Source organism: Metabacillus lacus (assembly GCF_009674805.1).
GTDB lineage: Bacteria > Bacillota > Bacilli > Bacillales > Bacillaceae > Metabacillus_C > Metabacillus_C lacus.
The window spans coordinates 1-13,325 of record NZ_WKKI01000038.1 but is presented as its reverse complement, the minus strand read 5'-3'; the positions used below and the strand labels follow the sequence as shown (position 1 = coordinate 13,325).

The 13,325-nt window shown below is 41.3% G+C and carries 18 protein-coding genes; 6 read left to right on the top strand and 12 right to left on the bottom strand.

Annotated elements, in window-relative coordinates:
• Positions 1-6: 6 nt before the first annotated feature.
• The 5 genes from comX to GJU40_RS15740 form a co-directional block, all read right to left on the bottom strand.
• Entirely contained in the window at positions 7-168 is a 162-nt protein-coding gene (comX, locus tag GJU40_RS15760) for a competence pheromone ComX (RefSeq protein ID WP_154309028.1), read from the bottom strand.
• 20 nt (positions 169-188) lie between these two features.
• Positions 189-1,118: a polyprenyl synthetase family protein gene (locus GJU40_RS15755; protein ID WP_154309027.1), complete on the bottom strand. Its 930-nt coding sequence runs from the start codon at positions 1,116-1,118 to the stop codon at positions 189-191.
• Positions 1,119-1,421: 303 nt separating this feature from the next.
• Positions 1,422-1,562: a degradation enzyme regulation protein DegQ gene (degQ, locus tag GJU40_RS15750; RefSeq protein ID WP_154309026.1), complete on the bottom strand. Its 141-nt coding sequence runs from the start codon at positions 1,560-1,562 to the stop codon at positions 1,422-1,424.
• Positions 1,563-1,794: 232 nt separating this feature from the next.
• Complete coding sequence (locus tag GJU40_RS15745) at positions 1,795-2,016, bottom strand: hypothetical protein (RefSeq protein ID WP_154309025.1); 222 nt, start codon at positions 2,014-2,016, stop codon at positions 1,795-1,797.
• A gap of 149 nt (positions 2,017-2,165) precedes the next feature.
• Positions 2,166-3,068, bottom strand: coding sequence for an aldo/keto reductase (locus tag GJU40_RS15740; protein WP_154309024.1), 903 nt, complete (start codon positions 3,066-3,068; stop codon positions 2,166-2,168).
• Positions 3,069-3,260: 192 nt separating this feature from the next.
• On the opposite strand from GJU40_RS15740, the gene GJU40_RS15735 reads away from it, so the two are divergent.
• On the top strand, positions 3,261-3,743 hold the full coding sequence (locus GJU40_RS15735; protein WP_246188390.1) for a C40 family peptidase: 483 nt from the start codon (positions 3,261-3,263) through the stop codon (positions 3,741-3,743).
• A gap of 200 nt (positions 3,744-3,943) precedes the next feature.
• On the opposite strand, the gene GJU40_RS15730 is transcribed toward GJU40_RS15735, so the two are convergent.
• The 3 genes from GJU40_RS15730 to GJU40_RS15720 all read right to left on the bottom strand — a co-directional run bounded on the left by GJU40_RS15730 (position 3,944) and on the right by GJU40_RS15720 (position 6,597).
• Complete coding sequence (locus tag GJU40_RS15730) at positions 3,944-5,398, bottom strand: nicotinate phosphoribosyltransferase (protein WP_343031580.1); 1,455 nt, start codon at positions 5,396-5,398, stop codon at positions 3,944-3,946.
• Positions 5,395-5,964 (bottom strand): cysteine hydrolase family protein, encoded by a 570-nt coding sequence (locus tag GJU40_RS15725; RefSeq protein WP_343031579.1) that lies wholly within the window; start codon positions 5,962-5,964, stop codon positions 5,395-5,397. The genes GJU40_RS15730 and GJU40_RS15725 overlap by 4 nt, the downstream gene beginning before the upstream one ends.
• Before the next feature lie 231 nt (positions 5,965-6,195).
• On the bottom strand, positions 6,196-6,597 hold the full coding sequence (locus GJU40_RS15720; RefSeq protein ID WP_154309023.1) for a YueI family protein: 402 nt from the start codon (positions 6,595-6,597) through the stop codon (positions 6,196-6,198).
• Between the two features lie 366 nt (positions 6,598-6,963).
• On the opposite strand from GJU40_RS15720, the gene hpaB reads away from it, so the two are divergent.
• Positions 6,964-8,424, top strand: coding sequence for a 4-hydroxyphenylacetate 3-monooxygenase, oxygenase component (gene hpaB, locus GJU40_RS15715; RefSeq protein ID WP_154309022.1), 1,461 nt, complete (start codon positions 6,964-6,966; stop codon positions 8,422-8,424).
• A 53-nt stretch (positions 8,425-8,477) separates the two neighbouring features.
• Here hpaB and GJU40_RS15710 read toward each other — a convergent pair whose 3' ends face one another.
• The 3 genes from GJU40_RS15710 to GJU40_RS15700 form a co-directional block, all read right to left on the bottom strand.
• Complete coding sequence (locus tag GJU40_RS15710) at positions 8,478-8,726, bottom strand: YueH family protein (protein WP_343031578.1); 249 nt, start codon at positions 8,724-8,726, stop codon at positions 8,478-8,480.
• 88 nt (positions 8,727-8,814) lie between these two features.
• On the bottom strand, positions 8,815-9,036 hold the full coding sequence (locus GJU40_RS15705; protein WP_154309021.1) for a spore germination protein: 222 nt from the start codon (positions 9,034-9,036) through the stop codon (positions 8,815-8,817).
• A gap of 105 nt (positions 9,037-9,141) precedes the next feature.
• Positions 9,142-10,242: an AI-2E family transporter gene (locus tag GJU40_RS15700; RefSeq protein WP_154309020.1), complete on the bottom strand. Its 1,101-nt coding sequence runs from the start codon at positions 10,240-10,242 to the stop codon at positions 9,142-9,144.
• A gap of 176 nt (positions 10,243-10,418) precedes the next feature.
• Here GJU40_RS15700 and GJU40_RS15695 point away from each other — a divergent pair, with 176 nt between their 5' ends.
• The 3 genes from GJU40_RS15695 to GJU40_RS15685 are packed head-to-tail and all read left to right on the top strand — an operon-like array spanning position 10,419 to position 12,255.
• Entirely contained in the window at positions 10,419-11,003 is a 585-nt protein-coding gene (locus GJU40_RS15695) for an ArsR/SmtB family transcription factor (RefSeq protein WP_154309019.1), read from the top strand.
• Positions 11,003-12,082, top strand: a complete 1,080-nt coding sequence (locus GJU40_RS15690) for an MFS transporter (protein WP_154309018.1) — start codon at positions 11,003-11,005, stop codon at positions 12,080-12,082. The genes GJU40_RS15695 and GJU40_RS15690 overlap by 1 nt, the downstream gene beginning before the upstream one ends.
• A gap of 8 nt (positions 12,083-12,090) precedes the next feature.
• A complete protein-coding gene (locus GJU40_RS15685; RefSeq protein ID WP_154309017.1) occupies positions 12,091-12,255 on the top strand; it encodes a hypothetical protein in 165 nt (54 codons plus the stop codon).
• A 10-nt stretch (positions 12,256-12,265) separates the two neighbouring features.
• Here GJU40_RS15685 and GJU40_RS15680 read toward each other — a convergent pair whose 3' ends face one another.
• Positions 12,266-12,664, bottom strand: a complete 399-nt coding sequence (locus GJU40_RS15680; protein ID WP_212029868.1) for a VOC family protein — start codon at positions 12,662-12,664, stop codon at positions 12,266-12,268.
• Positions 12,665-12,943: 279 nt separating this feature from the next.
• Here GJU40_RS15680 and GJU40_RS15675 point away from each other — a divergent pair.
• A partial coding sequence (locus tag GJU40_RS15675) for a GrpB family protein (RefSeq protein ID WP_154309016.1) occupies positions 12,944-13,325 on the top strand: 382 nt, incomplete at its 3' end.

Here is a 13,325-nt window from a genome sequence, read left to right as displayed (position 1 = left end):
TAGTTTTTACCACCAGAATGCTACAGTTGTTTTACCTGCACCAAGGATACCTTCTACCAATCCAATTACTTCTTCAACGCTCTTTACATTTAGCAGACTTACTTCTCCGCTGACAACCTTTTCGAATACTTCAGGATTTGAAACTAAGTAGTTTACGATTTCTTGCATGGTAATCTCTCCTTTTATTCCTAATTTTTTATAATCAAATGAGACTGTAAAGACTCACGTTGATTCGAATTTAGCGGCAGCTCTGAGATAAGCTTTTCTGCTTTTTTCAGTGAAATCTGCCTCATTACATTCAGGTAGGAAGATACACCTGATTCAAATAATTTTTGTTTATATGCATTTATAGTACCATACTTTTCCAAAAAGGTCTGCTGACTTTGATAAAAAGCTAATAGTTCTTCAGCATGATGGTTAAACCTTTTTTCAAGATATAGTAGTGCGAGTGTTTTTCTGCCCAAGACCACATCGCTTTTGCTTCCGTTAAATAGATCACGAAAATCATTTTCGGCTTGAGCTGCGATGCCGATCTGATAAGCATATTCTTCTACCTCTTGCAAGTGTTCTCCAGTTGCGCCGATTACGCCTAGTACAGACGAAACGGCAATCAGGGAGCCTGATTTTCTTTGCATCATATACAGGCACTCTTCTTCTGTTTTAGATGAATTAGTCAGGTCAGCATGCTGCCCTTCCATTGCCTGCAGTGCATATTTTTGAAGGTAGTATAGCAATTTTTCCTTATGAGGATGGTCTAAAGTGATGAGCTGCTGATAGGACAGAGTGTATAAGGAGGTTGCAGCATTCATTGCCACTGAAGGATCCTTCTTCATCCATGGCTCATCAAAATTATCCTGGTCCTGTAAATCGTCCAGTATATCAAAAGAAATAGCAAGCATTTCAACAGCAGCCGCAAGATCATATACAATCTCCTGCGCTCCCCCAAATAGCTGGTAGTGCAGATATGTCAGCTGACCGAATTGATAGTGTTCTTTTGTTTCTATGAATTCTAAAAGAATGGCCTGCAAATCTGGGCTGTGAATGGAGGAAGCAATCGCAGAACGAAGCTTTTCCCTTACGATAGGGACAGAAATGAGAAGAATGTCGATTTTTATCACCACCCCTTTGAAAATATATTACTATATTACTGAGTAGTTTAATAGGGTGATTTCTATTTTTTACATATTTATAATAATATTAACAAATAATTACATTTAAGGACAGAGCAAATCATTCTATTGTCTCTTGCACTGCAAGTATATGAGTAGTTTATAGGGCTGACATGGTCGCAGGTAAACGTCGAATTTTGCGGGAGTTATCTCGTCAGTGGCGGGAGAATTACGGAAGTGTCGTTAACTAGCATGCATGGCAAAGCAGTCCACTCTAGCCTGAATACATAAAAAGACCCGTTCAGCGGGTCCTTAGGAAACCTTTAAGTAAGTATATTTATCATATTTATCAATGCTGTTATTAATAGAGTGTAAAGACTTTTTAGTTTCTTGTATTTCCTCTTCAAGACGTTCCAATAGTAGCGCCATTTCTTCAATTGTATGTTTATTCATCGTTCCCACACTCCTTAAGTATAGTCATTCAAATGTATGGCTAACGACACATCATTTGATCTTTCTACTTAAATTGTATAGGAGAGGGCACAATTTTTCACCGAAAATAAGGCGAAATTCACAGTGCGTGATACCGCAACAAAGCGCAATAGTACAAATTACGCATTTATTGAAACCGCAATTCAGAGCAAACTCCCTATTAACTTTTCAGCATAACAGCCGTAAAACAGGCTTATGCCCTTACTGCATGAGAACTATACACTGTTTTCGCATGGGATAAAGCGAGTTTCAATACATCTTTATACAATGATTCTGTACCGCTGTATTCGACAACATAATCCTCAACTCCCTGTTCTGAAAGAACGCACTCCATTTTGGCAGTACACCCTTCCAGCGTAACCGAAAAAACCGCAACAAGCTGATCTCCCAAGACATAAACCTGTTCTTTAAGCATGTTTTCTCCTCCCACTCATGGTATAACCAATGTGTTCGACATTTTCCTGTAATTTCCTTTTGTTGAAAGAAGATTATTTATTAAATGTCTTTCGCAGGAATTTCCACAAACTAAAAAGGCATCCTGCCTCTCAGCAGAATGCACTCATTTTACGGTATATCATGACCCATGGACGATTGCAGAATGTCGAACCATTGATCTCTGTTCAGTGTAATCGGCAGAGAGTTGACAGCGGAAGTGATTCTGTCAATTTTGCCCGAACCAATGATTGGCATGATGTTAGCCGGGTGGCTCAGCAGCCATGCGAATAAAATTTGATCTATTCCTGCTGCTCCGGTCTCATCTGCGACCTTTTGGAGGGTGCTTCTCAGCCTGACAGCTCTTTCATCCTGAGAGGTGAAAATTTCCCCTCGTGCCAGCGGAGACCATGCCATTGGAGAAATTCTCTTTTCCAGGCAGAGATCCACTGTTCCGTCCTCAAAGTTTTCGAGATTGTAGGCCGACAGCTCAATTTGGTTTGTTACCAGCGGTGCATCCAGGTAGGACTGAAGCATGTCATACTGTTGCCTTTTAAAATTGGATACGCCAAAGTATCGAACTTTTCCATCACTGCGAAGCCTGCTGAATGCTTCTGCCACTTCAGCAGGATCCATAAAAGGATCGGGACGGTGAATGAGAAGCACATCTATGTAGTCTGTTTGCAGATTCTTCAGCGAACGTTCTGCTGAATGTATAATATGATCCTTGCTCGTATTATAGTGATGAGATTGGATGTCAGGCCTGTTCGGAGATTGAAATTGAATACCGCACTTCGTCACAATTTCCATCTTTTCTCTTAGACTTGGTTTTAATTTAAGGCCGCTTCCAAAAATTTCTTCACATGTATAGTTTCCATATATATCAGCATGATCAAAGGTTGTGATGCCTATTTCCAGGCACTGTTCAATCAATGTTAACACTTCTTCTTTTGAAAGTTCCCATTCATCAAGGCGCCACAGGCCATGGATAAGAGCTGAAAACGACAGATCTTCGGCAAGCTGCATTCTTTTCATATAACATTCCTCCCTTTCTTCTTCTATTGTATGTGCCGGACTGCTATTTCGCAAATTCGACATTCGGGGTCCCTTCTGCAGACATTGTCGGGAGAAACCTCTTGTTAAAGTGCAACTCAAGATCTGATTGAACGACTATAGATTGCAAGGGCGAATGCCTGAATGCTTTTTATGATTTAAGGGGGAGGTTACATGAAAACGTTTATGAGAAAATCTGTTGGTGCTCTGATACTATCTGTATTCATTGCTGGAGCTCTGCTAGCAGCGGCTTCAAGTGCAAAAGCAACCGTATCCTGGGGACAGGAAGTCACTTCCGTGGGTATGCTTTATGTTGGTACGCCATTCAAGTGGGGAGGCAAAACACCTAAAGGCTTTGACGCGTCAGGCTACACTTCCTTTATTTATAGGGAATCTGCAGCCAATCTTCATATCCCTGCTTCCTCTAAGGCTCAATACAAGCTTGGCAGGTCCGTTACAAAAGATGCGTTAAAAGAGGGCGATCTTGTATTTTTCAATACAAATGGAAAAGATATTTCCTTTGTCGGTATTTACCTTGGCAGCAATTCCTTTATAGCATCCACCTCTTCCAAAGGTGTCAGCGTTCAGAAACTGAACCATCCTTATTGGAAAAAGCACTATGCTGGAGCGAAACGGATTTTGAAGCATCAATACTAAGAAACGGGGATGGCTGTCAGCCGCCTTTCTTTTCCCTTTTTTCCTATATGTAAGGCATTGATGATTACTTTTTAAGCTATGTTGTAGGTTTTTGTTGTTTCGCCCAGATTTATAAGTAACCTGTTAAAAGGCACCAATCATTAAAAATAATGACTGGTGCCTTTTTAAAGAACTGGGACAATGTACCCGTCCCTCTGTCCCTACTCTTTTATATTCTGCTTTACACTTTCAATCATTTTCATTTTGTTATCCCAGCATTCCTGGCTCAGGTCGACAGGATATTCTTCAGGGTTAAGGGATCTTTTATATTCATCCCAGAGGAGCTCCAGGTTGTCTTTTGCCAGCTGCTGGATTTCACCTATTTCAGGCAGCTGGTAGACCAGGTTGCCTTCTTTAATGATTTCCACCTGGAGTTCCACAGCTTCAAAGTTGGTCACAAATTTACTGATATAGGTGTGGATAGGATGAAACATTTTAATGCGTTCAGCTTCGTTTGGCTGTTCATGTTCCAGGGCAATATAGTCCCCTTCTGAATGCTGATTGCTTTTGTTGATAATTCTGTACACCCGCTTTAGGCCGGGAGTGGTCATTTTTGCGGGATTTGCAGAAATTTTTATTGTATCTGCCATTTCTCCGTTTTCATCTTCAATCGCAACAATTTTATAGACTGCTCCAAGCGCCGGCTGATCATATGCGGTAATTAGTTTGGTACCAACTCCCCATGTATCAATCCTTGCACCCTGGGATTTTAAGTTGATGATTGTGTATTCATCAAGATCGCTGGAAGCGACAATTTTTGTTTCAGTAAAACCCGCTTCATCAAGCATGTCTCTTGCAGATTTAGACAAATAAGCCAAATCCCCGCTGTCCAGCCTGATGGCTTTAAAATTGATTTTGTCCCCAAACTCTTTTGCAACTTTTATGGCATTGGGTACACCTGACCTTAAAGTATCATATGTGTCAACGAGAAAAACACAATCTCTATGGGTTTCAGCATATTTTTTAAATGCTGTATATTCATCCCGGTAAGCCTGGACCATAGCATGAGCATGGGTTCCTGCAACAGGAATTCCAAACAGCTTTCCGGCTCTCACATTGCTTGTTGACTGAAAGCCGCCGATATATGCGGCTCTTGTACCCCAGATGGCCGCATCAAATTCCTGCGCTCTTCTTGTTCCAAACTCCAAAAGAACTCCATCTCCTGCAGCATGCCGAATTCTGGCAGCCTTGGTCGCAATTAAAGTTTGATAATTAATAATGTTGAGAAGCGCTGTTTCAATAAGCTGAGCTTCCGCCAGGGATGCTTCCACCCTCATTAAAGGCTCATTATTGAACACTACCTCCCCTTCCCGCATGCTTTTCAATGTGCCTGTAAATTGAAGAGCAGCAAGATAGTCCAGGAAATCCTCACTGTAACCTGCTTCTTCTTTTAAATACTCCAAATCACTTTTAGAAAAACGAAATTCCTGCAAATATTGAACTGCTTTTTCCAGCCCTGCAAAGATGGCATAGCCGTTATCGAACGGCATTGACCTGAAAAACAGTTCGAATACAGCTTTCCGATTATGTATTCCATCTCTCCAATATGTCTCAACCATGTTAATTTGATATAAATCAGTATGCAATGCTTTGCTGTCATCAGGAAACCTGCTCACTCGCTGTCCACTCCTTTACTGAGAATTTTGGCGCCCAGGCTGTTTTTAAAATGATTGAGAGCCCATTGATGACCATTCTCATTAAAACTGGCCACGGCATCTTCATATATATGAATTGAGAATCCCTTGTTGTAGGCATCTACTGCCGTATGCAGCACACAAATATCAGTGCATACACCTGCAAGATACACATCCTTAATATCTCTTTCCCTTAGCTTTGTTTCCAAATTCGTTCCTGAAAAAGCGGAATACCTTGTTTTATCCAAATAGATCAGAGACGCACTCTCTTCATTTTCTTTATACCATTCATTCAGGCTTCTATACAGCTCCCTGCCCTTAGTGCCTCTAATATTATGAGGCGGAAAAAGCGAGCTTTCTGGATGAAAATTATCTCTCTCATCATGAAGATCAACGGCTAGCACCACATAATCCCCCGATTCCAGGAATTCACGGGACAAGGAGACAATCCTTTCTTCAATTGCCTGACCTGGTTTTCCGCAAGTTAACTTCCCGTCATCAGCAACAAAATCGTTTGTATAATCTATATTTATAAAAGCCTTCTTCACTTCTCACACTCCCCTTTTATTCTGCAGCATTAAGATTACTTTACCCAATTTCTGTATAGTATTCACATGAAAAGCCGAAGGAGCCTGTTTAGGCGTGCCAGCAAAATACGGAATGTTATCATGCTGCTGGTTAATCCTGCTGTTAAATCAACTGCTAAAAGCATCATGCTTTGCAGGTTCGGATAAAAAAGCCAAAAAAAAGAAAAGGCGCGCATGCCTTTTCTTTTTTTTTCATTTTTCAATTATGCCTGATCGTTGAAACACATCATCTTTTACGTAGATCTCTTCTTCTTCAACTGCATAGTCAGCAGTATACACAAGCCCGATTTTTGTGCTCCTATCCAAATCGGAAATAATTGAGAACTCGATTCGCTCGTCGTTTGCGAGTTTCACATATTTTGAGAGAGCACTGTAATCAATTTTTCCATTCAACAACAGTTTTCCGTTTTTTCTGGCCTGCATTTTCTCTTTCACAATTGAATACACACTATTCTGTCTTACCTGCCCTGTTGTCAATGCGACCAGGACTCTTTCCCTAATTGTCCCTAAAAAGAAATTCCGCTCTTCTGGCAGCGTTTCATATGGTCCGTACATACCCTGTTTTAAATAGAGGTCCATTTTGTCGTCACTCATGCTGAGCCTCCTGACTTTAATGCTTGCTTGATATTTGGTTCTTAAAAGGTTGCAAGGAGCTGCTGAAATAACTTCAACCAGCCAAAGAAGGCAATCCACAGCGGTATGCCCAGGAACGCAGCCCAGAACATGCCCCTGAAAAAGTTTTCTTCCTCCATTGGGCAGCCCTCCTCATTACTATACTGTATATCTTTGCCCATCTCATAACATTTAAACTTATCAAATTAGGTAAGCGCTTTCAATAGATATTTACAAGTATATTCAGCGTATTGCCATACCATACCTTTATTGCTGGGGGAAAGCCCGGTTGACTGCATGCAGCTGCCTGCATATGCTGTTGATAACATGATGAGGGGAGAGAGATAAATGCCTGCAATTTCTGGCCAGCAATACTTAAACCGCATGAAAAATCTTCAGCCGGACCTATGGCTGCAAGGCCGGAAGATTGATTCAGCCGTAGATCACCCAGCGTTTAAAGGAGTTTTGCGCACAAAAGCAGCATTGTACGACCTGCAGCTTTCTGAAAGCAACAAATGCCTGATGACCTATTCATCTCCTCTTTCGGGAGATTCTGTGGGAGTTTCGTTTCTGCAGCCATCTTCACTTGAGGATTTAGCCATTCGAAGAATGCAAAATACAGAATGGGCAAAAGCATCAGCAGGAATGCTTGGCAGATCACCAGATTACATGAATACCGTGCTGATGTCACTCTCCTCGGCAGCCGGGGTGCTGACTGAGCAAAACAAGGACTTTTCCAAAAATCTGACAAACCTTTATGAAAGAGCCAGAGAAAATGATCTTTGCTTTACTCACAGTTTTATCAACCCCCAAACAAACAGATCATCAACATACATTGAAACATCCAGCGAGCCCATAGCAGCAAGGATTATGAAAACTACTTCTGATGGATTGATTATCAAGGGAGCTCGTCTTCTTGCAACAGGAGGTGGAACTACAGATGAAATTCTCGTCTTTCCTTCAGGCGGGAAAGGGACCTTGGATGAATACGCCTTTGCCTTCAGTCTGCCGAGCAAAACAGAAGGGCTGAGGTTCATTTGCAGAGAATCCTTTCATTTAGGGAATTCAGCGGTAAATTATCCGCTATCTTCAAGGTTTGATGAAATGGACACTGTACTCGTATTTGATCATGTTCTGGTGCCTTGGGATAGAGTGTTATTTTATCACCGTGCCGACCTCGCACAAAGGCTTTTCAGCGAAAGCAGCTTCACACAGCAGGCACTTCATCAGGTCATCAACAGGCAGATTGTAAAATTGGAATTTTTGCTGGGAACAGCTCAGCTGCTGGTAGATTCTTTAAACATATCTGAATATCAGCATGTTCAGGAGAAAATAAGCGAAATCATTATTGGAACAGAGAGCTTAAAGGGACTTCTTTTAAAAGCGGAAATGGAGGCAAAGCAAGACAAGTGGGGCATTATGGTTCCTGAGATTCACAGTCTGTACGCTGCGACCTGTCTGTATCCAAAACTTTATCCGCAATATGCTGAAATTCTCCAGCTTCTTGGAGCAGGCGGCTTAATGCTGTTAAGCTCTGAAGAAGACTTTACATCTCCAATCTCGGGGGATATTCATCAATATCTTCAAGGTGCTGAAGCAGATGCATGGACGAAAACAAAAATCTACAGGCTTGTCTGGGATATGACGATGAGCCAGTTCGGCACCAGGCAGACTCAATATGAGCGTTTCTTTTTTGGAGATGCCGTCAGGCTGAAGTCCAATTTATATCATCATTATCCACGTAAAGAACTTGTACAGGAAGCTGCACAATTTTTAAATATAGATTTAAAAGATGAAGAGAAGTCTTAAAATGCGGCTTGCAGCAGCTGAATCAAAAAAGAGACTGTGATGACAGCCTCCAGTTACATTTCCTTTACCCATTGACAAATTTTGCTGCTGAGCTGCTGAGCAGGTTGTGGATCGGTTTTAACAATAAGTGCAGACAGGAGCCTCTCATGAAGGACTCCTGCTTCCTCCTCGTATGGAATAATCGTTGAAAATTCCAGCTGCGGAACTGCCACAAGAGTAAACTCTTCCTTCTTATTTTCATATATAAACACCTGTTCAATGATCCGATCGCTTGCAGTTATATTAGCTTTTCTTATTTTCACAGTATCTTCCCCCTTTAAGATAAAAGACACAACTATGTTACTTTATTTTGGCCTTACATCTCAAGCCCCAGGGGTATTTACGTGCAGATTATGCATTAAAACTGATACTTTGACTGGAGGCGCTGCTGCTTTGATAGTGCGTTTTACTGGTGATGTTGGTCATTCTGCCAAAATCACCTGTTACAAGCGCTCCTGAACCAAACGCTGTTTTTTGTACTTGTTTGGGCGAAATAATAAACACATCGCCTACACTGGTAATGCCGCTGGTTAATACTCTGTCAATTTTCCCAGTACCTACTGCTGCCGGCATAGTCATCAGCCCCTTTTTTACAGGCAGTATATGCCCAGCTTTGAAAAGGGTTACCAGCCAGTCAGCGCAAAAGCAAAGCTCCTCCGGACTGCGGAGGAGCTGCACTTATTTCTTATCTGAATTTTTATACTTATTCCGGAGCTTAATCAACCTTGTAATATGCAGGATGACAGCTTTCAAGACTGCATAAACCGGCACTGCCAGAATCATTCCAAGAATACCGCCGAAGCTGCCTGCACCAATCAACAGAAGAATGATGGTCAGCGGATGGGTGTTTAATCTTTTTCCAATAATAAGCGGTGACAGAAGGTTTCCATCCAGCTGCTGAACAGCAGTAACAACCACAGCTGTCAGTAGTCCCTTGGCCGGCGATTCAAGAAGCCCGATGACAACTGCCGGTGCTGCTCCGATGAATGGTCCCAGGTAAGGAATAATATTGGTTACTGCTACAATGATGCCGAGAATTAAAGCATAATCAAGTCCAATAATCGAATATCCGATAAAGCAGCCCGTCCCTACCGCCAAGGACACCAGCAACTGCCCCTGTATGTAAGCAGCAAGTGTTTCATGGAGATCCCGCAGAATTTTCACTCCTTCAGGACGATAAGAACCAGGCAGAACCTGCACCACGGTTGGAGATAGTTTGTGGCCGTCCTTCAGCATGTAAAACAGTATAAAGGGGACTGTGATCACGGTCAATGTGATGTTCGTCACAACACCCAAAACTGTTGTCAGACTTGCTGCGAGATTTTGAGGAAGTGCTGTTGAAAAGTCAATGATAGATTGTTCAACACGATCAATTGAAAAATAGTCCTGATTCATCAGCCATGTAAACCAACCCGTCTCAGCCAGTGAGTCAATAAACAATCTGAACTGAATGATAAACATCGGGATGCTGTTAATTAAGTCGGTAATCTGCTGCGACACAATCGGACCGATCGTGGCACCCAGAATCACAATGATGGAGATAAACACCAAATAAATACAGAGTATCGCCAAAGTACGAGGGACTTTTTTGGATTGCAGGAATGTGACGACGGGACTAAAAATGAAATATAGTATCCCTGCTATTAAGATGGGGAAAAAAAGAGTAGATGTAAATACAATAATAGGTTCAAACAAGAAAGAGACTCTTGTACTGACAAAAATAATTAGCAGTATTAATAGAATTTCAATAGTCCAGAAATGAATTTTTGATTTTAACAATTCTCTTTACCTCCAAAGAATTTAACAGCTTGCTTTTCAAAGTTACTATGTTGCTGCCTGCCTGTCAATGAAGCTGGGGAAAACAGATTCAACTATTTTCCATATTTTCCTTGAAAAAGAAAAACAATCAGTGTATGATAACATTCAATAAATGTTGAACGTTAAGGAGGAATTGAATGTTAAAAGAATATTTACAGCTTGAAACGCTGCAGCAGATGAAAATATTGTCTGATCCGGTCAGGGTGAAGATACTCTGGAAAATAGCTTATCAATCTAAAACAGGAAAAATAATTGGGGATGAGTTAAATCTGCAGGCTCAGAAAGTGCACTACCACTTAAAGGAGCTTGAAAAAGCGGGGTTGGTTTACATAGAAAAAACAGAAGAAAAGAACGGGATTATTCAAAAGTTTTACAGGCCGGTAGCCCGATATATATCCATTAACAAAACGTTTTTATCCAGCGTGAACATGGAACCTTCCCTAATGACAACCATCCAGGCCCCTATTGAAGAAGCATTGTTAAAGATAAAGGATATTGACACTTCTTTTATTGAAACAAGGGATGCTGAACAACTTGTTTTGAATGATGCAAAAATGGCTGTTCTTACTATTGAACAAACACAAATAATTAAAAGAGAATGGAAGAAACTGAATGATTTGATACAAAGCTATACGGAAGAAAATGCTGCAGCCAATGAAGGAAAACCTTATTTTATTCAAAGCGCGGCCTTTCCGATCAAGAATGATAAAGGAGAAGAATAATGGAACTGAATTCAGCTCCCAAAACTGAAGAACCCACCGTGGCAAAACCTCTGGCTAAAAACATATCTTTTTTAATTTTAATCTTCACAAGCTTCATCTCCAGTGGAAGCTTGTCCATGTTTTTGTTTACACAATCCTGGTTTGTCATCTCAGAGCTTCATTTTTCAGCAGGTTTAGGTTTCATATTTATTGCTTCCAGCATTCCGCGCATTCTGCTGATGCTTGTCGGAGGTGTTCTGGCAGACCGCATTAAAAAAACATCACTGATACTTTTTAGCATGTTAACAGAAGTGCTCCTTGTTGGTACAGTTCTTGTCTGCCTGCTAGCGGGTATTCATTCAATTTGGATTTTCGTTTTGGCTGCACTCTTCTTCGGTATTTCGGACGCAATCCAAATTCCTGCCAGAACTTCTCTTCTCCCTGCTCTGGTCCACCCTTCACAGCTTACGCGGGCCAATTCCAGCTACTCTCTTATCAGTCAAATATCAATGATTGCCGGTGCTTTTTCTGCAGGCTTGCTTTTGAAGCATGTCAGCTACTCATTTACTCTTTCAATCATTGGACTCAGCCTGCTTGCAGCATCACTATTGATTCCCCTGATTTCCTTACCTGGCAGATATGCAGCTTCCGAAGACAGCAGGGCGGATTTCTGGGAGTCTTTAAAAGAAGGTTTTTCATACATAAGGAAATCTGCATTTTTAAAAGCGCTGCTGATGTTTGCAATTTTTATCAACTTTTTTCTAACTGGGCCGGTAACAATTGGCATTCCTATCATTGCGAATAAGCTGTTTTCCGGAAGTGCCATGGCTTTCAGCTACTTGGAGGGTGCTTTTATCATTGGAATGCTGGCAGGTTCATTCATCATGGGAGTCTGGAATCTCCAAAAAGCAAGAGGCAGATTTGTTACCTTTTGTATCGGTATGCAGGGAATTTTCTATCTATTCTTCAGCTTCTCAAAAACACTTTTCTTACTGCTGTTTTTTATCTCTCTGATGGGGCTGATGATTTCCTTTGTAAACACCCCTCTTCAAGCATTGGTACAGCATAAAGTAGATTCAAATATGCTGGGCAGGGGATGAGCTTCATTATGATGGCTGCAATGGGTCTGACACCGCTCTCTTACGGGGTAACCTCCGCGCTCCTTTCAGCCGGAGTTGACATCCAAACAATTATGCTGCTGGGAGCTGTTCCTTTGCTCTCCATTTCTGTGCTTGTTCTGGCAAGAGTTCCCGCGATTGTGAATGAACAATAACAGAGCAGATTTATTCAGGCGCAGCAATCTCGACTTTCATGCGGTCCGGATCTTCAAAATAAACCGCATAATGATCCTTTCCTCCTGCAAATGGGTGGGCATGCTGATAAAGCACAGAAACACCCTTTTTTTGAAGCTCTGCTGTAAAATAGTCGACTTCATCCCTGGATTCCGCAAAAAAAGCAAGATGGTTAAGGCCTGTCCTGCGCCGATGATAGCGGGGTTCCTGGTACTCGTCCTCTGTCTGGACAAAGACGAGATAGGTATCTCCAAGTTTCCAGCTGAATCCCTTCTCCCATCGCTGAAAAAGCTGATAGCCCAGCTTGTCCAGCAGCCAGCTCCAAAATTCTCTGGATTCTTCCAAATTGGACACATATAGTTCAATATGATGCAGCATTCCTCTTTTCATTGTCATACCTCCTTGGATTTATGTGTGTGTGGGATTTTTCTCACTGCCATTCAACTATAGTATAAGTTGGGGCAGGAAAGATTAGCAAAAAGCGATAAGAGCTTTTGCAGCTAAAGAGTGCAGCATAAGTACCATCCCGGGATTTTGGTTTACCGTTCCTTCCTTCACTAATGGGCAAAAACCCTTATTGAGCTACCGGGGCAGAAGAGTTGAAGAAGGCTTTTGTTTTGATTTATAGATTTAATTTAAGAAGCATTATTTTTAATGGGTGGGACAAATATGACGAAACCAATCGTTAATCTTAGTGATTATAATCCAGACTGGAAGAAACAATTTGAATATGAGGAAAAAAGAATCCTTAATGTTTTAGGTGATAAGGTTGTTGGGATTGAACATATTGGAAGCACGTCTATAAAGGGGTTAGAAGCTAAACCGATAATTGACATTATTGTAGGTGTACAAAATTTAGGTGAAATATCTAACTTTGTTAGTCCTTTAAGTGTAATAGAATATGAATATGTTCCTAAACCTGAGTTTAAAGATAGAAGGTTTTTTAGGAAGGGGTTATCGGGACAAGGCACTTATCATCTTCATGTCTGTGAATTTAATAGCAGTGAGTGGATTGAAAAATTATTGTTTCGTGATTATCTTAGGTTACACC

Excerpts from the sequence above, each read along its gene's own strand:
- GJU40_RS15735 (WP_246188390.1), top strand. The coding sequence starts at position 3,261 with ATGAAAACGTTTATGAGAAAATCTGTTGGTGCTCTGATACTATCTGTA.
- GJU40_RS15690 (WP_154309018.1), top strand. The coding sequence starts at position 11,003 with ATGGAACTGAATTCAGCTCCCAAAACTGAAGAACCCACCGTGGCAAAA.
- comX (WP_154309028.1), bottom strand. The coding sequence starts at position 168 with ATGCAAGAAATCGTAAACTACTTAGTTTCAAATCCTGAAGTATTCGAA.
- GJU40_RS15740 (WP_154309024.1), bottom strand. The coding sequence starts at position 3,068 with ATGAAAAGAATGCAGCTTGCCGAAGATCTGTCGTTTTCAGCTCTTATC.
- GJU40_RS15745 (WP_154309025.1), bottom strand. The coding sequence starts at position 2,016 with ATGCTTAAAGAACAGGTTTATGTCTTGGGAGATCAGCTTGTTGCGGTT.
- GJU40_RS15695 (WP_154309019.1), top strand. The coding sequence starts at position 10,419 with ATGTTAAAAGAATATTTACAGCTTGAAACGCTGCAGCAGATGAAAATA.
- GJU40_RS15680 (WP_212029868.1), bottom strand. The coding sequence starts at position 12,664 with ATGAAAAGAGGAATGCTGCATCATATTGAACTATATGTGTCCAATTTG.
- degQ (WP_154309026.1), bottom strand. The coding sequence starts at position 1,562 with ATGAATAAACATACAATTGAAGAAATGGCGCTACTATTGGAACGTCTT.
- GJU40_RS15720 (WP_154309023.1), bottom strand. The coding sequence starts at position 6,597 with ATGAGTGACGACAAAATGGACCTCTATTTAAAACAGGGTATGTACGGA.
- GJU40_RS15705 (WP_154309021.1), bottom strand. The coding sequence starts at position 9,036 with ATGCCGGCAGCAGTAGGTACTGGGAAAATTGACAGAGTATTAACCAGC.
- hpaB (WP_154309022.1), top strand. The coding sequence starts at position 6,964 with ATGCCTGCAATTTCTGGCCAGCAATACTTAAACCGCATGAAAAATCTT.
- GJU40_RS15685 (WP_154309017.1), top strand. The coding sequence starts at position 12,091 with ATGATGGCTGCAATGGGTCTGACACCGCTCTCTTACGGGGTAACCTCC.